At 69.6% G+C, this 19,650-nt stretch carries 16 protein-coding genes and 2 pseudogenes; 5 read left to right on the forward strand and 13 right to left on the reverse strand.

Features of this window, described 5'->3' with window-relative positions:
- Positions 1–55: 55 nt before the first annotated feature.
- The 10 genes and pseudogenes from L0C25_RS20565 to L0C25_RS20610 all read right to left on the reverse strand — a co-directional run bounded on the left by L0C25_RS20565 (position 56) and on the right by L0C25_RS20610 (position 8,394).
- The gene (locus L0C25_RS20565) at positions 56–934 is read right to left on the reverse strand and encodes a C40 family peptidase (RefSeq protein ID WP_271636868.1); all 879 of its coding nucleotides are present in this window, start codon (positions 932–934) and stop codon (positions 56–58) included.
- Positions 931–1,440: an enolase C-terminal domain-like protein gene (locus L0C25_RS20570; RefSeq protein ID WP_271636869.1), complete on the reverse strand. Its 510-nt coding sequence runs from the start codon at positions 1,438–1,440 to the stop codon at positions 931–933. The genes L0C25_RS20565 and L0C25_RS20570 overlap by 4 nt, the downstream gene beginning before the upstream one ends.
- 4 nt (positions 1,441–1,444) lie before the next feature.
- Positions 1,445–2,005, reverse strand: a pseudogene (locus L0C25_RS20575) (mandelate racemase/muconate lactonizing enzyme family protein); the annotation flags it as partial.
- Between the two features lie 170 nt (positions 2,006–2,175).
- Positions 2,176–3,009 (reverse strand): serine hydrolase, encoded by an 834-nt coding sequence (locus tag L0C25_RS20580; protein WP_271633646.1) that lies wholly within the window; start codon positions 3,007–3,009, stop codon positions 2,176–2,178.
- Positions 3,006–4,412 (reverse strand): APC family permease, encoded by a 1,407-nt coding sequence (locus tag L0C25_RS20585; RefSeq protein WP_271633647.1) that lies wholly within the window; start codon positions 4,410–4,412, stop codon positions 3,006–3,008. The genes L0C25_RS20580 and L0C25_RS20585 overlap by 4 nt, the downstream gene beginning before the upstream one ends.
- Before the next feature lie 58 nt (positions 4,413–4,470).
- The gene (locus L0C25_RS20590; RefSeq protein WP_271633648.1) at positions 4,471–5,679 is read right to left on the reverse strand and encodes an MFS transporter; all 1,209 of its coding nucleotides are present in this window, start codon (positions 5,677–5,679) and stop codon (positions 4,471–4,473) included.
- A 12-nt stretch (positions 5,680–5,691) separates the two neighbouring features.
- Positions 5,692–6,096, reverse strand: a complete 405-nt coding sequence (locus tag L0C25_RS20595; RefSeq protein ID WP_271633649.1) for a hypothetical protein — start codon at positions 6,094–6,096, stop codon at positions 5,692–5,694.
- Between the two features lie 74 nt (positions 6,097–6,170).
- A complete protein-coding gene (locus L0C25_RS20600) occupies positions 6,171–6,932 on the reverse strand; it encodes a ZIP family metal transporter (RefSeq protein WP_271633650.1) in 762 nt (253 codons plus the stop codon).
- Positions 6,933–6,953: 21 nt separating this feature from the next.
- Positions 6,954–7,607 (reverse strand): MBL fold metallo-hydrolase, encoded by a 654-nt coding sequence (locus tag L0C25_RS20605; RefSeq protein ID WP_271633651.1) that lies wholly within the window; start codon positions 7,605–7,607, stop codon positions 6,954–6,956.
- 43 nt (positions 7,608–7,650) lie between these two features.
- Positions 7,651–8,394 (reverse strand): maleylpyruvate isomerase family mycothiol-dependent enzyme, encoded by a 744-nt coding sequence (locus L0C25_RS20610; protein ID WP_271633652.1) that lies wholly within the window; start codon positions 8,392–8,394, stop codon positions 7,651–7,653.
- A gap of 186 nt (positions 8,395–8,580) precedes the next feature.
- Between L0C25_RS20610 and uvrA the strand changes: the two genes are divergently transcribed.
- Entirely contained in the window at positions 8,581–11,631 is a 3,051-nt protein-coding gene (gene uvrA, locus L0C25_RS20615) for an excinuclease ABC subunit UvrA (RefSeq protein WP_271633653.1), read from the forward strand.
- A gap of 138 nt (positions 11,632–11,769) precedes the next feature.
- On the opposite strand, the gene L0C25_RS20620 is transcribed toward uvrA, so the two are convergent.
- Positions 11,770–13,083 (reverse strand): pyridine nucleotide-disulfide oxidoreductase, encoded by a 1,314-nt coding sequence (locus tag L0C25_RS20620; RefSeq protein ID WP_271633654.1) that lies wholly within the window; start codon positions 13,081–13,083, stop codon positions 11,770–11,772.
- Between the two features lie 91 nt (positions 13,084–13,174).
- Positions 13,175–13,576 carry a hypothetical protein gene (locus L0C25_RS20625; protein ID WP_271633655.1) on the reverse strand — a complete coding sequence of 134 codons (402 nt, stop codon included), beginning with the start codon at positions 13,574–13,576 and terminating at the stop codon, positions 13,175–13,177.
- Between the two features lie 84 nt (positions 13,577–13,660).
- On the opposite strand from L0C25_RS20625, the gene uvrC reads away from it, so the two are divergent.
- The 4 genes and pseudogenes from uvrC (at position 13,661) to whiA (ending at position 18,630) form a co-directional block, all read left to right on the forward strand.
- Positions 13,661–15,643, forward strand: a complete 1,983-nt coding sequence (gene uvrC / locus L0C25_RS20630; RefSeq protein ID WP_271633656.1) for an excinuclease ABC subunit UvrC — start codon at positions 13,661–13,663, stop codon at positions 15,641–15,643.
- Positions 15,644–15,655: 12 nt separating this feature from the next.
- The gene (rapZ, locus tag L0C25_RS20635) at positions 15,656–16,519 is read left to right on the forward strand and encodes an RNase adapter RapZ (protein WP_271633657.1); all 864 of its coding nucleotides are present in this window, start codon (positions 15,656–15,658) and stop codon (positions 16,517–16,519) included.
- Positions 16,516–17,496: a gluconeogenesis factor YvcK family protein gene (locus L0C25_RS20640; protein ID WP_271633658.1), complete on the forward strand. Its 981-nt coding sequence runs from the start codon at positions 16,516–16,518 to the stop codon at positions 17,494–17,496. Before rapZ ends, L0C25_RS20640 begins: the two co-directional genes overlap by 4 nt.
- Before the next feature lie 148 nt (positions 17,497–17,644).
- Positions 17,645–18,630: pseudogene (whiA, locus tag L0C25_RS20645) on the forward strand (DNA-binding protein WhiA).
- A 95-nt stretch (positions 18,631–18,725) separates the two neighbouring features.
- On the opposite strand, the gene mmuM reads toward whiA, so the two are convergent.
- On the reverse strand, positions 18,726–19,613 hold the full coding sequence (gene mmuM, locus L0C25_RS20650; protein WP_271633659.1) for a homocysteine S-methyltransferase: 888 nt from the start codon (positions 19,611–19,613) through the stop codon (positions 18,726–18,728).
- Between the last annotated feature and the right edge of the window lie 37 nt (positions 19,614–19,650).

Here is a 19,650-nt window from a genome sequence, read left to right on the forward strand (position 1 = left end):
CCTCGCCAACACGCACGCTGGCCTCGTCCCGATCTCGGGGCGGGGCCAGTTTGCGTCAGTGCCGGATGAACCTGCCGGCGCCGGCCAGGTCGGCGCGTCGCGGCGGCGCCATCGGCGCATCCTCGATGTGCTGTGACCGGTCGCCGTCGGGCGCGTGCAGCATCGCGAGCTCGGCGCCCGCCGGGTTGGTCGCGAAGCCCACGTGGGTGATGCCGCGCGACGTCAGCCCGAAGAAGTAGAGGTCACCCGTCGACGCCTCGGTCGGGTCGAGCCTGGTCGCCGCTTCGATCTGGTCGTACGCGTCGCGCGGCACCGTGACGCCCGCCCTGCGGTGGACGAGATGGACGAATCCGGAGCAGTCGAGTCCCCATCCGCTCGTGCCGCCCCAGACGTACCGCATGCCGACGAACTGCCGTGCCTCCGTCAGCAGCGCCTCGACGTCGCGTACGTCGGTCGGCTCGGGTACGCGTGCGACCGCGGACGTCGGAGCCGTAATGGGGCCGTCCGGTCCGGCCAGTCGCACGACAGCGGGTCCGCGCTCGGTCTCGGGGAGCACGGTGCCGTACGAGAGCTCGCGGTCGTCGGCCGTGACGGTGGGCGTGGTCACGACGGCCAACGGGCCATCGACGGGATCGGTGTCGGACACATGAGCTGCGGGCACCCACCCCGGATAGCCGGCGGGATCCGCCGACGACGGCTGCCAGGGAAGCACCAGCTCGACCCAGCCGGCGCGCTCGGAGACGACGCGCACGGGCTCGCCGTAGAGGGCCTGGGTCTCGGCGCGGCCGTGCAGGGCCGACGGCGGCGCAGCGAGCAGGGCGGCGTTCCAGGCGACCGGGTCGGGTGTCCGGGCGACGATCGCGGCGTCGACGTCGCGCGGCGCGTCGGGTCCTTTCCAGACCGTTGTGACGGGCACTGAGATCACCGTGGTCACGCGTGCACCTCGCGGATACCGAGCCCGGGCTCGCGGGAGAGGATGATCGTCGCGTCGTCGTAGCGCGGCCCGCCGGCGTACGGCGATGCGGCCGCCCACCATGCGGCGTCGAGGTCGTTCACCGCAGTCGTCTCGTACGCCGCGACGAGGCTCGCGGCGGCGCCGATGCCTACGTGGGTCTCCATCATCGAGCCGACCATCGTGCCGACGCCGTGGCTGCGGGCGCCCTCGAGGAGCGTGCGCGCGTTGTGGAGGCCACCGCACTTCGCCAGCTTGACGTTGATCATGTCGACCGCGCGGCGGCGGATCAGCTCGATGAGATCGCGGGTCGTGTGCACGCTCTCGTCGGCCATGATCGGCGTCGCGACGCGATCGGTGACCCAGGCGAGACCGTCGAGGTCGGCGGCGGCGACCGGTTGCTCGATCAGCTCGATCTCGAGGCGAGCGTCCTCGAAGCGCTCCGATGACCGAGACGGCCTCGCGTGGCGTCCACCCCTGGTTGGCATCGAGGCGGATACGCACGTCGGGCCCGGCCGCGTCGCGTACGGCACGCACGCGCTCGACATCGGTCGCTGCATCGGTGCCGACCTTCATCTTGAGCACGCCGAACCCGTCGGCGATCCGCTCGCGAGTCGTGTCGGGCAACTCGGAGGCCTCACCCACCGAAAGCGTCACGTCGGTGGGGACCTCGTGGCGAGTGCCGCCCAGGAGACGGGGGAGCGATACGCCGAGCCGGCGCGCGGCGACATCGTGCAGGGCAACGTCGACCGCCGCCTTGGCGCCGGCATTCGCGACGACCGCGCGCGACACGTCGCGTAGCAGCGGGACGAGGTCGTCGGGATCGCGTCCGGTCAGCACCGCCGCGAGAGGGCCGTCGATACACTCCTTCGCGCTGGCGAGCGACTCGCCGGTCACCTGCCACACCGCCGGTGCCTCGCCGAACCCGCGTACGCCGTCGTCGTCCTCGATCTCGACGACGACGGTGTCGATGGTCTCGGTACGCCGGAGCGCCGTGACGAAAGGTGTGTGCAGCGGGACGCTGAGCCGGTACGTGCGGACGGCGGCGATCATGCCGGCAGCCTAGTGCCCTGCGTTCGAAGTACCTTGACGTCTTTCGCCGCCCAGGCGGCGCCCCGCGGCGTTCTCGTCGTGCAAATAGGACCCACTATGACCTTCCTCCTCGGCCTTGCGGTGCATCCACCTGGACGACGCCTTCCGTAAAGCCGCTTCAACACAGGACACTAGTAGTCCGAGCGCGCCGCCCAGCACTCGGCGGCGACGCGCGCGACCAGCCGGTGCGCCGCGGGATCGTCGAGCTCGGCGCCGGTGAAGATCGACAGGATGAACGGCTCCTCGCCCGCCGGTCGCACGATGCCGACATCGTGGCAGGCCTCGTCGATCCAGCCGGTCTTGTGCGCGATGTACGTACCGGGCGGGAGCCCGGCCGGGATGGCGTCGTTGGTCTCGCACGCCGCGAGGACCCGCTCCACCTCGGCCGTACGTGCGGGCGGCAGCAACCGCCCACCGCACAGCGCCACCAGCACCTGGGCGAGGTCGGCGGCCGTCGCGGTGTTGAAGATCCCTGCGTCACTAGCCGGCTCGTCCTGGATCGGCCGGCGCAACCGGGCCGCCTTCGCGCCCGCCGCGTCGTACACGTCGTTGACCGCGTCGATACCGATGCGTTCGATCAGCAGGTTCGTGGCGAGATTGCTGGACAGCACGATCGAGCGCTCGGTGAGCCACCCGATCGTCGCGCGCTCACCGAGGCGAGCCCACGGCGCCGGATCGTTGTCGTAGTCGGCGGTGTTGCGAAACGATCGCCCGTCGACGGTCGACGCGAACTCCTCGTGCACCGCCAGCTCGTCGTCGAGGTGCAGCCGGCCCTCCTCGGCCGCCCGGTGCACTGCGACGAGCAGTGGCAGCTTGAGCGTGCTTGCCGCCGGATGCTCGTGCCCGGCATCGCGTACGAGCCTGGGGGTGCCGTCGAGCGCGCCCATCCAGACCGAGATGGTCGCGTCGTGCTCGGTTGCGAGCGACGCGCTCGCGTGCTCGGCTCTAGCGATGCCTTCGCTCATAGGTCGGTCGGATCCTTGAAGTAGGTGCGCTGGGCGCGGATGGCGCGGTTCACCAACCAGGTGATGACCCACAGGACGACGCCGACCGCCAGCAGCAGGCCCGCGACCTCGTACTGCTCGCCGTCGCGGTCGGTGTACGGGGTCACGAAGAAGGCGCACGCGATCGCGCCGATGATCGGTAGCGCGGTCGGTGCGCGGAAGTGCTGGCGGTCGAGGGTGTCTCGGCGCAGGACGAGCACGGCGATGTTGACCACGGTGAAGACGCCGAGCAGGAGGAGGGCGGTCGTGCCGCCGAGTACGCTCACGGCGTCGTCGCTCGCGTTCGACACGTAGATGATCAGGCCGAACGCGATCGCGGTGGTGAACAGGATGGACGCCCACGGCGTACGCCGGGTGCGGTGGACCTTGCCCAGGAACGGTGGCAGGACGGCTTGGTTCGCCATGCCGTACAACAGCCTGCTCGCCATCAGCATGTTGATCAGTGCGGAGTTCGCTACGGCGAAGATCGTGATGAACGGGAAGATGTCGTCGATCGGGATGTCCGGTGCGCCGCGCTGGACCACCTCGACCAACGGCGTCGGGCTCTCGGTCAGGACGCCGACCGGTACGACGGCAACGGCACATATCGAGACCAGGATGTAGATGATGCCGGTGATGGTGAGCCCGGTGAGCATGATCTTCGGGAACGTACGCGCCGGATCGTGGGTCTCCTCCGCCATGTTCACGGAGTCCTCGAAGCCGACCATCGCGAAGAACGCGAGCGAGGTCGCGGCGGTCACCGAGAGGAAGACGCTCTTGTCCTCTGCGGTGTCGAACGCAACGACACGTGAGAAGTCGGCGTCGCCGCCGGCCATCGCCCAGAAGCCGACCATGATCACCAGCAGCAGGCCGGACAGCTCGATCATGGTCAGCACGACGTTCGCCTTCACGCTCTCGGCTACGCCGCGGAAGTTCACGGCGGCGACGATCGCCATGAACAGCAGCGCGATCAGCATCAGCACGTTGTCGGAGATGTCGAGGTCGAACCCGACGGCGAAGTTGTCGGCGACGGTCTTCGCCGCCGTCGACGCGGACGTGATGCCCGAGCACATCACGGTGAAGCACACCAGGAACGTGACGAAGTGGAGCCCGAACGCCTTGTGGGTATAGAGGGCCGCGCCGGCAGCTTGTGGGTACTTCGTGACCAGCTCGAGGTACGAGAAGGCCGTGACCATCGCGATCGCGAATGCGACGAGGAACGGCAGCCAGGCCGCGCCACCGACCTCGCCCGCCACCTGACCGGTGAGCGCGTAGACGCCGGTACCGAGGATGTCGCCGACGATGAAGAGCAACAGGAGCTTCGGACCCATGACCCGCCTGAGTTCCGGCTGCTGCTGCTCCGATGCCGCGCTGGTCTCGCTCATCGTGCCTCCCTGATCGGTTGAGAGATACCTTGTACCGTTCCAGGGTCAACGGCAAGCATCACGCCCGGGGGCGCGCGAGGAGACTCACGCCGACCGCCGCCAGCAGGGCGAGCGTGGCGAGTACGCCGACCGCCGCGGCGGTGGCATGCCAGCCACCGTTGGACCAGGCGACGCCGACGCTCGTACCGAACACGCTCGAACCCGCGTAGTACGCGAGGACATAGATCGCGCTCGCGATCGTCGTCGGGCGTTGCGCGAGCCGCGGGACCCAGCCGCTCGCCGCCGAGTGAGCAGCGAAGAACCCGGTGGTGAAGAGCACTGTGCCCACGATGATGGTCGACAGCCGGTCGGGAACGGTGACGGCGAGGCCCGCAGCCATCGCGACGATTGCGCCGCACACGACCGGTGGCCGCCCGAACCTGTCGGCGAGTCTGCCGGCCACAACGGACGCGGCCGTGCCCGACAGGTACGCGAGGAACACCAGTGACACGACGCTGCTCGGCAGGTCGAACGGTGCCGTCTCGAGGCGGAAGGTCAGGTAGTTGTACATCGCGACGAAGCCGCCCATGAGCAGGAACGGCAGCAGGTACAGCAGCGCGAGCGCGGGATTGCGAAGCTGGCGGAGGAGGTCGCGGACGATCGTACGCGCCGACGCATCTCGCGACTCCGACTCCGACGGCGGGAGATTGGTCCAGAACACGAGCAGCGAGGCGACGCACACGAGCCCGATGGCCCCCTGCGAGACCCGCCACCCCAGCAGGTCGTCGACCGTCGCAGACACGAGCCGACCCCCGATCCCGCCGAGTGAGTTGCCGGCGACGTACAGCCCCATCGCGGCACCGACGGCGCGCGGGTTCACCTCGGCACCGACGTGGCCCATCGCGACGCCGATGACTGCCGCCACAGCGATGCCGATCAATGCCCGGGCCCCGACAAGGGTGGTGAAGGTCGGCGCGACCGCGCTCAGGAACACCAGGGCGGAGACGGCGCAGAGTCCGATCCGCATCAGCAGCGTCCGCCCGATGGCCTCCGCGAGCACGCTCATGGGTACGACCGCGAGTGCCAGCGCCCCGGTGGCAGCCGACACGGTGAGGCTCGCCTGGGTCGCCGATACGTCGAACTCGTCGCCGAGCGTCGGCATCAGTGCCTGCGTGCTGTAGAGCGTTCCGAACGCGGCGATGCCGGCAGCGAGCATGGCCGTGTTGAGCTTCCGTAAGCCGACCGAACCCGGCAGATGACCGGTGAAACCGGGTACGGATGCGCTCACCCGCCGACTCTCTCACCCGCGGGGTAGCGCGTCCTCACCGACCGCGGTCACGCCGAGCGAGCACGCACCGATGCAGGTGGCGAACGCCATGGTGGCGGCAGCGCCGTCGACGATCATCAGGGTGAAGCCGATGAAGAACACCGGCCAGGCGCCGAGCCAGGCGACGCAGGTCGCGGCGCGTGCCCAGCGGTGTGCCGTGTGGAACCCGACCTCCGCGACCGCCGTGAACAGCAGCAGAACCCCGCACGCCGTTGCGATGACGGCGTACGGCTGGCCGGACGACGGCTCTGCGAGCGACAGCCGGTAGCCCGCCGCCGCAAGCCCCATGACGGCCAGTACGACGGCGAGGATGCCGTTCAACGCGTGACTGACCCGCGCCGCGGACGGTGCGGACCCAGTCGTTTGTAGGACGGCCATCTCTTGACTATATGCACGATGTCTCGTGTTTACCGTTCGTTCACCGGGCCGGGTGCCTCCGGGGCGTCCCCGCCTCAGCCGACCTTGTCGATGAGGAAGGCCAGGGTGAATCCGAGCGCGGTGATCAGCCCGACGGCGTCACCGCCCTCCTCGTACGCCTCCGGGACCATCGTGTCGGCGAGCATGGTGATGATCGCGCCCGCGGCGAACGCCTGTACGCCGCCGATCAGGACGGGATCGGCCGCATCGAGGACGACGTAACCGAGCAGTGCGGACACGCCCGAGGCGAGGACGATGCCCGCCCACAGGCCCAGGATGGAGCCGGGCGTACGACCGTCGTGGCGCATTCCGGCGGCCGACGACCAGCCTTCGGGGATGTTCGACAAGAACACGGCGGCGACCATTGCGACGCCGACCCCGCCGCCACCGAGGAGGCTCAGCCCGATCGCGGCCGACTCGGGAATGCCGTCGAGAAGCGCGCCGAGCGCGAGTGCAGCGCCGCCACCGGCCGATGCGCTCGGCGTCCCGCTCGAGCACTCGGCCGGCCGCTGGCCTCGCGAGCGCTTCCGGTCGTGCGCCCCGCGGGCCACGAGTATCCGGTCGCCGGCGTAGTACGTGCACGACCCGAGCGCCATGCCGACAACGACAGACGTGGCGCCGCCGGCGTCGTACGCCTCAGCCGTCAGGTCGAATGCGACAGCGCTGATCAGGACGCCCGCACCGAGCGCCATGACGGCGGCGATGACCCGTGGGCTCGCGCGCACGTACAGCCCGAGGAGGGCGCCGACAAGGAGTGCGCCGCCGCCGAAGAGTCCCCAGAACGTCGCCTCGAGCATGTCTCCTCATCCGGCGCCGGTCTACCAGCCGCGCTCGCGCCACTCCGACAGGTGCGGACGCTCGGCGCCGAGGGTGGTGTCGCCTCCGTGGCCGGGATAGACCCAGGTCTCGTCGGGCAGCCGGTCGAACAGCTTCTGCTCGACGGCATCGATGAGCGACGCGAAGGCGTCCGGCGACGTCGTCTTGCCGACGCCGCCCGGGAACAGGCTGTCGCCGGTGAACAGGTGGGGGCCGCCGTCGGGGTCGTCGTACAGCAGCGCGATCGAGCCCGGAGTGTGTCCGGCGAGGTGGATGACCTCGAGCTCGCAGCTGCCGACCGGGATCGTGTCGCCGTCGCCGACCCGCTCCTGCACGGTGACGGGCAGATCGTCGGCGTCCGGCTCGCCCGCGACGGTCGCAGCGCCGGTGGCGTCGACGACCTGCGGCAGGGCCTGCCAGTGGTCCGGATGGCGATGGGTGGTGACGACCCGGCGGAGACCGCCGTCACCGATCACCCGGATCAGCGTGTCGGGCTCGTCCGCCGCGTCGATCATGACCTGCGTGTCGTCGTGGCGGCAGCGCAGCAGGTACGCGTTGTTGGACATCGGTCCGACCGCGACCTTGGTGATGATCAGGTCGGCCAGCTCCTGCGTGTCGGGCGTGCCGCCGACCGTTACGTTCCCGCTGTACGTCACACGTACCTCCAAGGTTGGTTGTCCACGGTAGTCGCGGCGAGCACTAGCGCCACTCGCCGAGCTTCGGGAGCTTGCCGGCCGAGATCGTGAGTGCAGAGCCGTTCGAGCGGCCGGTCACCCAGGCCAGCAGGTCGGTCGTCGGGCCCGAGACCGTGCGCGCGTCGTCGGCCCCGACCCGCAGCTCGACGTCGGTCGCCTCGAGGCTCAGCGGCTCGCCGGCCTGCCTCTCGAGGTCGTGTGCGGCGTCGGGCAGCGTGTTTCGTACCCAGGCGGATGGCCACTCCACGGGCTCGTACCCGACATTCAGGTCGACGTGGTGCAGCTCGATCTCGCCGAGGCGCATCATCGGGATCCACCAGGCCGGCTTCGCGTCGCCGGTGCCCCCGTGGCGTACCTCGGCGAGCCAGCGTCGCTGTGGCAGCACCTCGAGGTCGAGGGCGAGTGCCTTCGCGGTCTTCTCGACGTCCGCGATCAGCTCGTCGGCCGAGCGCGTCGAGCCCGCCTCGATATCCGCCGCACGCTTGTCGCGCGACGCATACATCGGGGTCTCGTCGCCCGTACGTGCCCAGGCGCAGAGGTTCTGCACGGCGCCGGCGTTGCGCGCGACGTGGGTGAGCAGGTGACCGCGCGTCCAGTCGGGCAGTGTGCTCGGCTCACGCATGGCATCGTCGTCGAGCGACCGGATCGCGTCGAGCATCCGGTCGGTCTGCGTACGGAGCAGCGACAGCGTCGCCGCGGGGGCGAGATCGGGTGTCGGCCACGGCAGGCCGGGTGTCGGAAGCGTCATGGACCCTAGATTGTCAGAACTGGGCGACGGCATACCGTGTGGGTCGCGCCACACCACTTTCGTTCGGGCACCGTAAATGCGCCCGAAAGGCGGCTGTCGGTGGGCGATGGGAAGGTTCTGTCAGTGGGCGCCGTTACGCTGAGAGTCGCCCCAGAATCCACTCAGCTGTCGACCAACGGGAGTGTCGTGGCAGACCGCCTCCTCGTTCGCGGAGCACGCGAGCACAACCTCAAGGACGTCTCGATCGAGTTGCCGCGCGACTCGCTCGTCGTGTTCACCGGCCTCTCCGGGTCGGGCAAGTCGTCGCTCGCGTTCGACACCATCTTCGCCGAGGGCCAGCGCCGCTACGTCGAGTCGCTGTCGGCGTACGCGCGCCAGTTCCTCGGCCAGATGGACAAGCCCGACGTCGACTTCATCGAGGGCCTCTCACCGGCGGTCTCGATCGACCAGAAGTCGACGTCACGCAACCCGCGGTCGACCGTCGGCACGATCACGGAGGTCTACGACTACCTCCGCCTGCTGTACGCGCGCGCCGGGCGAGCGCACTGTCCGCAGTGCGGTGAGCCGATCACCCGGCAGACGCCCCAGCAGATCGTCGACCGGATCCTCGCGCTCGAGCAGGGTCTACGGTTCCAGGTGCTGGCACCGGTCATCCGCGGGCGCAAGGGGGAGTACACCGACCTGTTCCGACAGCTCCAGGCGCAGGGCTTCGGGCGCGTACGTGTCGACGGCGAGACGTATCTGCTCACCGAGCCGCCGAAGCTGGCCAAGCAGAAGAAGCACACGATCGACGTCGTCGTCGACCGGCTCGCAGTCAAGGAGAGCGCCCAACGGCGTCTGACCGACTCGGTCGAGACCGCGCTCGCCCTCTCGAGCGGGCTCGTGGTGATCGACTTCGTCGACCTCGACGAGGACGACCCCGGCCGTGAGCGCCGGTTCTCTGAGAAGCTCGCCTGCCCCAACGACCACCCGCTCGAGGTCGACGAGCTCGAGCCGCGGTCCTTCTCGTTCAACGCGCCGTTCGGCGCATGCCCCGACTGCACCGGTCTCGGCACCCGGATGGAGGTCGACCCGGAGCTGGTCGTACCCGATCCGAGCCTCTCCCTCGACGAGGGGGCGATCACCCCGTGGGCTTCCGCGCACGTTGCCGACTACTTCGGGCGCATCATCGGCGCGCTGGCCGACGAGCTCGGCTTCGACACGTCCACGCCGTTCGAGGAGCTGCCGCAGTCCGCGCGCGACGGACTGCTGACCGGCCACCCCACGCAGGTGCATGTCCGATATCGCAACCGTTACGGTCGCGAGCGCTCGTACTACACGACGTTCGAGGGCGTCGTTCCGTACATCATCCGGCGGCACGGTGAGGCCGAGTCCGATACGAGCCGTGAGCGTCTCGAGGGCTACATGCGCGAGGTGCCCTGCCCGACGTGCAAGGGCACCCGCCTGCGGCCGGTGATCCTCGCCGTCACGATGAGCAACCAGACGCACGGCGACAAGAACATCGCCGAGCTCTGTGCGCTGTCGATCGGTGAGGCGGCCGAGTACCTGCGCGATCTCGAGATGACCGAGCGGGAGCGCCAGATCGGCGAGCGGGTGCTGAAGGAGATCCACGAGCGATTGCGGTTCCTGCTCGACGTCGGCCTCGACTACCTCACCCTCGACCGGGCCGCGGGTTCGCTTTCGGGTGGCGAGGCGCAGCGCATCCGGCTGGCGACGCAGATCGGCGCCGGGCTGGTCGGCGTGCTGTACGTACTCGACGAGCCGTCGATCGGGCTGCACCAGCGCGACAACCACCGGCTGATCGAGACCCTCGTACGGCTGCGCGACCTCGGCAACACGCTGATCGTCGTCGAGCACGATGAAGACACCATCCGCACGGCCGACTGGGTCGTCGACATCGGCCCCGGCGCGGGCGAGCATGGCGGCCAGGTGATCGTGTCGGGGACGGTCGACGAGCTGTACTCACACCGCGACTCGCTCACCGGTCAGTACCTCTCCAAGCGGCGCGAGATCCCGATCCCCGATATCCGACGGCCGGTGACGCCCGGCCGCGAGGTCGTCGTACGCGGGGCGCACGAGCACAACCTGCAGGGCATCGACGTCGCGTTCCCGCTCGGGGTGCTGATCGCGGTCACCGGCGTCTCGGGGTCGGGCAAGTCGACACTCGTCAACGACATCCTGTACCGCGCGCTGGCCCGGCACATCTACAACGCACGCGACATCCCCGGTCGCCACCGCACGATCGAGGGTGTCGACGAGGTCGACAAGGTGATTCACGTCGACCAGTCGCCGATCGGGCGTACGCCGCGGTCGAACCCCGCGACGTACACCGGCGTCTGGGACCACGTACGCAAGCTGTTCGCGCAGACGCCGGAGGCGAAGGTGCGGGGCTACCAGCAGGGCAGGTTCTCGTTCAACGTCAAGGGCGGGCGCTGCGAGGCGTGCTCGGGCGACGGCACGATCAAGATCGAGATGAACTTCCTGCCCGACGTGTACGTCCCGTGCGAGGTGTGCCACGGCGCGCGCTACAACCGCGAGACGCTCGAGGTGCACTACAAGGGCAAGTCGGTCGCCGACATCCTCGACATGCCGATCGAGGAGGCGGTCAACTTCTTCGAGGCGATTCCGGCGATCTCGCGGCATCTGAAGACGCTGGTCGACGTCGGGCTCGGCTACGTACGTCTCGGTCAGCCCGCGCCGACCCTTTCCGGCGGAGAGGCGCAACGGGTCAAGCTCGCGTCCGAGCTGCAGAAGCGCTCGACCGGCAGCACCCTCTACGTACTCGACGAGCCCACCACCGGGCTGCACTTCGAGGACATCAACAAGCTGCTCGGCGTACTCGGCCGGCTCGTGGACGCGGGCAACACCGTCGTCGTGATCGAGCACAATCTCGATGTGGTCAAGACCGCGGACTGGATCATCGACATGGGCCCCGACGGCGGCAACCGGGGCGGCGACGTCGTCGCCGAGGGCACGCCCGAGACGATCGCGGCGGCACCGGGCAGCCATACCGGTACGTTCCTCGCGCCGGTGCTCGACGGCCGCGGGGCGTCGGCCGGTGCGGTGCCGGCGGCCGCGGCCGCGGAGCGCGTGGTCGCGAAGCGTACGCCCAAGAAGGCGGCCGCGAAGAAGGCGAACGGCACGTCGGCAGCCCCGAGGAAGGCCGCCAAGAAGGCACCGGTCAAGAAGACAACCGCCACCAAGAAGGCCACCGCGAAGAAGGCCACGAAGCGCTGACGCAGGTTGCTACATAGCGGCGCGGAGTACCATGGGCACGTGGTAGACCGCGCCACTATGTAGCAAGTTTGCTGGGTAGAGGCGCAGTTTCCCATGGGCCCATGGTAATCCGCGGGGCAAGGTCGCCGGACGGACCCGCTACGACCGCAGCCCACCCCGCCACAGTTGATCGCGGCGCGCATGCCGTCGGTCGAGCCGCGTGTCCAGCATCGCCGCCGCCTCGGCGTTGCGGCCGGCCGCGATCAGCGCGGCGATCCGGGTGTCCTCGATCACCTCACGCTGCGCATCGCTGCCGCCGAGCCGCCACGCTGTCGTGGCGATGCCTCCGAGCCGATCCGCCGCCGCGTCGTACGCGCCCTGCCGGAGCGACAGCAGCGCCTCGCACAACGTGCTCGCGACCTCGCGCTGTACCCGGTCGTCGTGCGCCGCGCAACGCTGCCGAAGCCTGCCGAGGCCGTCCTCGTCTCCCGCGGCGCAGAGGCCGAGGGCCGCATGCATCGCCAAGAACGGAGTGTCCGGCTCGAACAGGTCGCGGTCGCTGACCTCGTCGAGCACCGTTCGCGCATCGGGGATCGCGTCCGCGCCGGGCGTCAGCGACCAACGCCACAGCAGCGAGGCGGAGTCCACGAGCGCCCGGCATCCCGTGACTCGCGGGGGTGCGAGCTCGGACTCGAACCGCCGGCGGACGGCGAGGAGGTCGCCGTTCGAGAGCTCGTGCAGTGCGGCGTGCCACGAGAAGTGCGCCAGGTTGTCGGCGTCTGGTCCGGAGGTGTCGATCCAGTCGGTGATCCAGGCGAGGCCGGCATCGTGGTCACCGGTCTCGTAGTGCACGTGTGCACGTGCGTGCACGGAATGGCCGGCGCCCGGGTTCTCGCGCAACGAGCGGCACGCGAGGTCCATCGCCTCGTCGAACCTGCCCTGCTCCTGTCGGACGAATCCGAGCAGGCCGCTGAACCACCAGTCGTCGCCGTACGCCGGAGCCGCGTCCTCGACGATCTGCCACGCCTGGGCCGGCACGGCCGTCACGCCGGAGAACGCGATCGTCGGCACCGCGACCGACAGCAACAGCGCATCGCGTGGGTACGCGCGCACGTGGGCGATGAGCGGATCGGAGTCGCCCTGCAGGTGGGACACGACGGCATGCACATGGCTGCGCTCGCGCTCGGACGAGCGCCGAGCGTGCCGAAGCGCCGACGCGACGCGTGCGGGGAGATTGACGTTGGCGCCGAGCTCGTGGCCCATCAGCGCGAGCGTCGCGTGTCCGAGTGCGAACGTCGGGTCCATCGCGATCGACGCCGCGACCGCCTCGACGCCGCCTCGGCGCACCGCCAGCAGCGCGCGCAGGCCGTCGTTGTAGTGCGTAGCCGCCTCGGGCGACGTCGTCAGGCGCAGCCCGTACAGATCGACCGGCATCGCGGAGCGGGCGGTGAGGGAGGACGTGTCAACCGGCATAAAACTAGACTAACTTAGTAGAGATTGGTTTTCGAGCAACCCGTCCGCTCACGGTACGCCCACGACCGCCGTGGTGCGCGCAGATTTCGCGCTAGCTCGCGCTGCGTAACTCCTTCGCGACCCGCAGTGCGCCGATCGCGGCGTACGTGCCGGTCGCGGCCACCAGCGTGGCGGTCGCCCGACGAGGTACGTCTCCGCGGACCAGGTGGACGACCCCGGCGGCCGTGTCGCTGACGTCGACGACGAGGCCGAGCCGGCGCCACCTCGACTTCGCGTCGTCGTCGCTGAGCAGATATCCGCACCCCAGTGCGAAAGCCCGGCTACCGAACACTCGGGTGAGGTAGGTGACCTCGCCGGACGGCCGGCCGGGCAGACCCGCCGCCTTGGTGTTCGCGCCAGGGGCGGCGTACGCCGCGATGCCCCAGATGATCCGCCCGACCGCCATCGCGGTGACGGCCCCGTCGAGCGCCTTCGTCGATGTCTCACGATCCATGACCCAAGGATGGCAGAAACCGTGACCTGGGCGGGAGAGTGGAGCATCGGCTGGATGTCGTAGGTACCTCGTAGGGTGGGACGCGTGCCAGATCCCGCAACCTATCGACCGGCCCCCGGGTCGATCCCGACGTCACCGGGCGTCTACCGGTTCAGCGACGCCAAGGGTCGGGTCATCTATGTCGGCAAGGCCAAGTCACTGCGCTCGCGGCTCTCGTCGTACTTCGCCGATCCCGCCGGCCTGCATCCGCGTACGCAGACGATGGTTCAGACGGCGGCGAAGGTCGACTGGACGGTCGTCTCGACCGAGGTCGAGGCACTGCAGCTCGAATACACCTGGATCAAGCAGTACGACCCGCGCTTCAACGTCAAGTACCGCGACGACAAATCGTACCCCTGGCTCGCCGTGACGCTGAACGAGAAGTATCCGCGCGTCATGGTGGGGCGAGGCAAGAAGCGCAAGGGCGTTCGGTACTTCGGCCCGTACAGCCATGCGTGGGCGATCCGGGAGACGGTCGACCTGCTGCTTCGGGTGTTCCCGATGCGATCGTGTTCCAACGGCGTGTTCAACCGCAGCAAGCAGATGGGCCGGCCGTGCCTGCTGGGCTACATCGACAAGTGCGCGGCGCCGTGCGTCGACCGGGTGAGTGCGGAGGAACACCGCGCGATCGCGGAGGACTTCACCGCGTTCATGGCCGGCCAGACCGCGCAGTTCGTCAAGCGGCTCGAGCGCGAGATGAAGCAGGCGTCGAACGAGCTGGAGTTCGAGCGGGCCGCTCGGCTGCGCGATGATCTCGGCGCCTTGAAGCAAGCCGTCGAGAAGAACGCGGTCGTCTTCGGCGACGGCACCGATGCCGATGTACTCGCGCTCGCCGAAGACCCGCTCGAGGCCGCAGTGCAGATCTTCTCGGTACGAAACGGACGGATCCGCGGGCAGCGCGGTTGGGTCGCCGACAAGGTCGACGACGCCGAGACGGCCGACCTCGTCGAGCGCGCACTCATCACCTTGTACGACGGCGAGGACGACGAGGCCATACCCAAGGAGGTGCTCGTCCCCGTCCTGCCCGACGATGCCGCCGCCGTACGCGCCTGGCTCGGGGAGCGCAAGGGCACGCAGATCTCGCTGCGGGTGCCCCAGCGCGGCGACAAGCGGGCGTTGATGGAGACCGTCGAGCGCAACGCGAAACAGTCGCTGGTGATGCACAAGACGAAGCGGGCGAGCGATCTGACCACTCGCAGCAAGGCACTCGAGGAGCTACAGGCGGCTCTCGACCTCGAAGACGCACCGCTGCGCATCGAGTGCTACGACGTCTCCAACCTGCAGGGCACCGAGGTGGTCGCCTCGATGGTCGTGTTCGAGGACGGGCTTCCGCGCAAGAACGAGTACCGCCGCTTCGTGATCCGCGGGGTCGACGGGCAGAACGACGTCGCTTCCATGCACGAGACGATCACCCGCCGGTTCAGGCGGCTGCTCGACGAGCAGGCGGCGGCCGGGGCGACCGACGTCGCCGACGCCGGCGACGGCGATGGTTCCCCGAGCCTGCTCGACCCCGAGACCGGGCGGCCGCGCAAGTTCTCGTACAGCCCTTCTCTCGTGGTCGTCGACGGCGGTCCGCCGCAGGTGGCCGCCGCGCAACGCGCCCTCGACGAGCTCGGCATCGACGACATCGCACTCTGCGGTTTGGCGAAGCGGCTCGAGGAGGTGTGGGTGCCCGGCGAGGAGGATCCCGTGATCCTGCCGCGTACGAGCGAGGGCCTGTATCTCCTGCAGCGCATCCGCGACGAGGCGCACAGGTTCGCGATCGGCCACCACCGCCAGCGGCGGTCGAAGTCGATGGTGGAGAGCGCGCTCGATGGCGTACCCGGGCTCGGTGAGGTGCGCCGCAAGGCCCTGCTCAAGCACTTCGGTTCGCTCAAGCGACTCCGCGCGGCAAGTGTCGAGGAGGTCGCCGAGGTGCCAGGATTCGGCGTACGCACGGCGGCGACCGTCGTCGATGCGCTTGCCGGAGATGCCGACAAGGCGAAGGCGATGTCGGTCAACACCGCGACCGGTGAGGTCCTGGAGTAGAGGGGAGCTCAGATGTCCGCAATTCGTGAGGTGCTGCTGGTCACCGGGATGACCGGGGCGGGCCGGAGTACGGCCGCGAAGGTGCTCGAGGACCTCGGCTGGTTCGTGGTCGACAACCTGCCGCCGCAGCTGCTCGAGCAGACGATCGAGCTGCTGGGTCGTGGCGCATCCGATACGCGCCTCGCGGTCGTCGTCGACGCGCGCTCGCGATGGTTCTTCTCCGAGCTGGAGGGTTCGCTGACCGCGCTGCGCGAGGGCGGTCTGCGCCCGTCGATCCTGTTCCTCGACGCGAGCGACGACGTACTCGTACGCCGCCAGGAGGCCGCGCGCCGGCCGCACCCGCTGATGCCCGAAGGCCGCCTGCTCGACGGCATCGAGGCCGAGCGATCGATGCTGCGGGTGCTGCGCGGGCGCGCCGACGTTCTGATCGACACGTCGCACCTCAACGTGCACCAGCTGGCCGCCCGGGTGACGACGGCGTTCGCCGATCCGGAGGTGCAGCCGATCCGCGCGACCGTGGTGTCGTTCGGGTTCAAGTACGGCATCCCCGCCGACGCCGACATGGTCGCCGATATGCGGTTCCTGCCCAATCCGTTCTGGGTGCCCGAGCTGCGCCACCAGACCGGCCTCAACGAGCCGGTACGCGAGTACGTCTACGCCGCGAACGAGGCGATGGAGTTCCTCGACAACTACGAGGCCGTGCTCAAGGGCGTTGCCCGTGGCTTCGTACGCGAGGGCAAGCGTTTCCTGAGTGTCGCGATCGGATGCACCGGCGGCAAGCATCGCAGCGTCGCGATGTCCGAGGCGCTCGCCGAGCGACTGCGTGGCGACGACATGCGCGTGATGGTGGTCCACCGCGACCTGGGCCGCGAATGACCCCGCGGCGGATCCAGCGACCGCCGTGGATCGGGCGTCCCGGTGACCTTCCGTCGGTCGTCGCGCTCGGCGGCGGGCACGGTCTCGCTGCAACTCTTTCGGCCGTTCGGCGGATCACGCCCGACATCACCGCGGTGGCCACGGTCGCCGACAACGGCGGCTCCTCCGGCCGGCTCCGCGACGAGCTCGGCGTACTCCCGCCGGGTGACCTGCGGATGGCGCTCGCGGCGCTGTGTGGTGACGACGAGTGGGGACGTACGTGGGCGGACGTCCTGCAGCACCGCTTCAGCAGCGGCGGTGATCTGCACAACCACGCGGTCGGCAACCTGCTCATCGTGGCGCTGTGGGAGCTGTTGGACGACCACGTCAACGGGCTCGACCTGGTCGGTCAGCTCCTCGGCGCTCAGGGCAGGGTGTTGCCGATGAGCTCGGTGCCGCTCGATATCGAGGCGCTCGTACGCCGTGAGATCGACGGCGAGGAGGAGGTCGGTCGCGTACGCGGGCAGGTCGAGGTGGCCTCGACCGACGCGGAGGTGATCGCGGTGCGCCTCGATCCGCCCGACCCCCCGGCGTGCCCCGAAGCGGTCGATGCCATCCGCTCGGCCGACTGGGTGATCGTCGGCCCCGGCTCGTGGTTCACCAGCGTCATCCCGAACCTCCTCGTACCCGAGATCTTCGATGCGCTGCACGACACGGCCGCGCGCCGCATCGTCGTCCTCAACCTCGCGGCTCAGCCGGGCGAGACCGAAGGGTTCGCACCCGAGACACATCTCGAGGTGCTGACCGCGCATGCGCCAGATCTCCAGATCGACACTGTGGTTGCCGATGCGGCCACCGTCGAGGATCCATCCGGGCTCACGAAGGCGGCCGCGTCGCTCGGCGCGGAGCTGGTCATCGCCGAGGTCGGCGTCGCCGACGGGTCGCCTCGGCACGACCCGCTGCGGCTCGCCGCCGTGCTCGAGGAGGTCATCGGGTAGCCGGCGGGCGGACGCGGTGAACGATTTGCGCATGAGCGGCGACAGGCGGGCGTCCGCGGGCGTAACGTCGGACCCGACATAGAGTTGGTCCGTTGTACTCGGACGACGGAGGTCGCGAAACGCGACGGAAACGGGGCAGGAACGATCTATGGCTATGACTGCACAAGTCAAGGCGGAACTCGCGAGCACGACGATCACGAAGGCCTGTTGCCGGAAGGCCGAGGTGTCGTCGCTGTTGCGTTTCGCGGGGGGACTCCACATCGTCAGCGGCAAGGTCGTCGTCGAGGCCGAGCTCGACACGGGCGCGGCAGCGCGCCGGGTACGTAAGGACATCCAGGAGGTGTACGGGCACGAGAGCGAGCTCGTTGTCGTCAACGGTTCGGGCATCCGCAAGGGCACGACGTACGTCGTCCGGGTCGTCCGCGACGGCGAGGCGCTCGCCCGGCAGACGGGCCTTCTCGACGGCCGGGGAGGCCGGTGCGAGGACTCCCGCCGCAGGTGGTCTCCGGTTCCTCATGCGACTCGGTCGCCGCCTGGCGCGGCTCGTTCCTGGCGCGCGGTTCGCTCACCGAGCCGGGTCGCTCATCGTCGCTCGAGGTGACGTGTCCGGGCCCCGAAGCGGCGTTGGCGCTGTGCGGTGCGTCGCGACGACTGGGCATCGCCGCGAAGGCGCGAGAGGTACGCGGGGTCGACCGGGTCGTCATCCGCGACGGCGAGGCGATCGGCGCGATGCTCACGCGTCTCGGTGCACACGAGACCCTCCTCGGCTGGGAGGAGCGTCGGATGCGCCGCGAGGTACGCGCGACCGCGAACCGACTCGCAAACTTCGACGACGCCAACCTCCGCCGCTCGGCGCGAGCAGCGGTTGCCGCGGGCGCGCGGGTCGAGCGGGCGTTGGAGATCCTCGGCTCCGAGGTACCCGACCACCTCAAGATGGCCGGCGCACTGCGTGTCGAGCACAAGCAGGCGAGCCTCGAGGAGCTCGGGCAGCTGCACGAGCCGCCGTTGACCAAGGACGCGATCGCCGGGCGCATCCGCCGGTTGCTGGCGATGGCCGACAAACGCGCCAAGGAGCAGGGCGTACCCGACACGGAGTCATCGCTCACCGACGAGATGCTGCACGAGGACGCGTAAGCCCACGCCCATAGGTGGCCCAGCCCGCGCGGAAACCCACGAGCGGCAGAGGCTTTGGGTGATCGTTCGTTCGTGAGACTCCGGTGCTGGGTCGGTCAGTCCGGGCGGACCGCGTCCGCGAGGCGGCTGATGTCGTCCGGTGTCACCCGGCAGCAGCCGCCGACGGCGTTCGCACCCGCGGCGAGCCAGCCCTTGGCGAGGTCGGCGTCGAAGGTCGAACGGCCGGTCCAGTGCCGGCCGACCCAGCCCTCGCCGCTGTTCGGGTACGCGAGGACCGGCTTGTCTGTGACGGTTCGGGCGATCGTGATGGCGGCTTCGACATCGGTGGGAGCGCAGCAGTTCACGCCGACCGCGACGATGTCGGGTGACTCGGCGACCACGGCGAACGCCTCCGCGAGCGGCTGGCCAGCCCGCGTCCGCTCGCCGTCGATCGTGTACGTCAGCCAGGCAGGCACACTCCGGCCGGCGATCGCCTGCACGAGCGCCTCGGCCTCGTCGGCGTCCGGCACCGTCTCGAGTGCGAGCACGTCGGCGCCCGCATCGCACAGCACATCGAGACGTGGGGAGTGCCACTCCGCGAGCTCGGCGACGGACAGGCCGTACCGGCCGCGGTACTCCGAGCCGTCCGCGAGCGCGGCGCCGTACGGGCCGGCAGACGCGGCGATCCAGCGCTCCTTTCCGTCGCTCGGCAGGTCTGCGCGGGCCGCGTCGGCGAGCTCGACCGCGCGCCGCATCAGCCGCTCGGCCGCGGCGTGCTCGATGCCGCGAGCGGCGAACCCGTCGAAGCTGGCCTGGTACGTCGCGGTCGTCGCCACCCTGGCGCCCGCGCGGAAGAACGCCCGGTGCGCCGCCGTGATCTCATCGGGGGCGTCGGCCAGCAGCCGCGCCGACCACAGCGCGTCCGACAGGTCGTTCCCGCGCCGCTCGAGCTCGGTCGCGAGGCCACCGTCCAGGACGACGGCCGGTCCGTCGAAGAGGTTCACGTGACGAGCGTACGGCCGGGACGTACACCCGCTCCCG

The sequence above is a fragment of the Solicola gregarius genome (genome assembly GCF_025790165.1).
Taxonomy (GTDB): domain Bacteria; phylum Actinomycetota; class Actinomycetes; order Propionibacteriales; family Nocardioidaceae; genus Solicola; species Solicola gregarius.

What these genes read in the sequence shown, in the direction of transcription:
- L0C25_RS20570 (WP_271636869.1), bottom strand. Translation starts at nt 1,440, where the DNA reads ATGCCAACCAGGGGTGGACGCCACGCGAGGCCGTCTCGGTCATCGGAG.
- L0C25_RS20580 (WP_271633646.1), bottom strand. Translation starts at nt 3,009, where the DNA reads ATGAGCGAAGGCATCGCTAGAGCCGAGCACGCGAGCGCGTCGCTCGCA.
- L0C25_RS20585 (WP_271633647.1), bottom strand. Translation starts at nt 4,412, where the DNA reads ATGAGCGAGACCAGCGCGGCATCGGAGCAGCAGCAGCCGGAACTCAGG.
- L0C25_RS20595 (WP_271633649.1), bottom strand. Translation starts at nt 6,096, where the DNA reads ATGGCCGTCCTACAAACGACTGGGTCCGCACCGTCCGCGGCGCGGGTC.
- L0C25_RS20600 (WP_271633650.1), bottom strand. Translation starts at nt 6,932, where the DNA reads ATGCTCGAGGCGACGTTCTGGGGACTCTTCGGCGGCGGCGCACTCCTT.
- L0C25_RS20610 (WP_271633652.1), bottom strand. Translation starts at nt 8,394, where the DNA reads ATGACGCTTCCGACACCCGGCCTGCCGTGGCCGACACCCGATCTCGCC.
- L0C25_RS20620 (WP_271633654.1), bottom strand. Translation starts at nt 13,083, where the DNA reads ATGCCGGTTGACACGTCCTCCCTCACCGCCCGCTCCGCGATGCCGGTC.
- L0C25_RS20625 (WP_271633655.1), bottom strand. Translation starts at nt 13,576, where the DNA reads ATGGATCGTGAGACATCGACGAAGGCGCTCGACGGGGCCGTCACCGCG.
- rapZ (WP_271633657.1), top strand. Translation starts at nt 15,656, where the DNA reads ATGTCCGCAATTCGTGAGGTGCTGCTGGTCACCGGGATGACCGGGGCG.
- L0C25_RS20640 (WP_271633658.1), top strand. Translation starts at nt 16,516, where the DNA reads ATGACCCCGCGGCGGATCCAGCGACCGCCGTGGATCGGGCGTCCCGGT.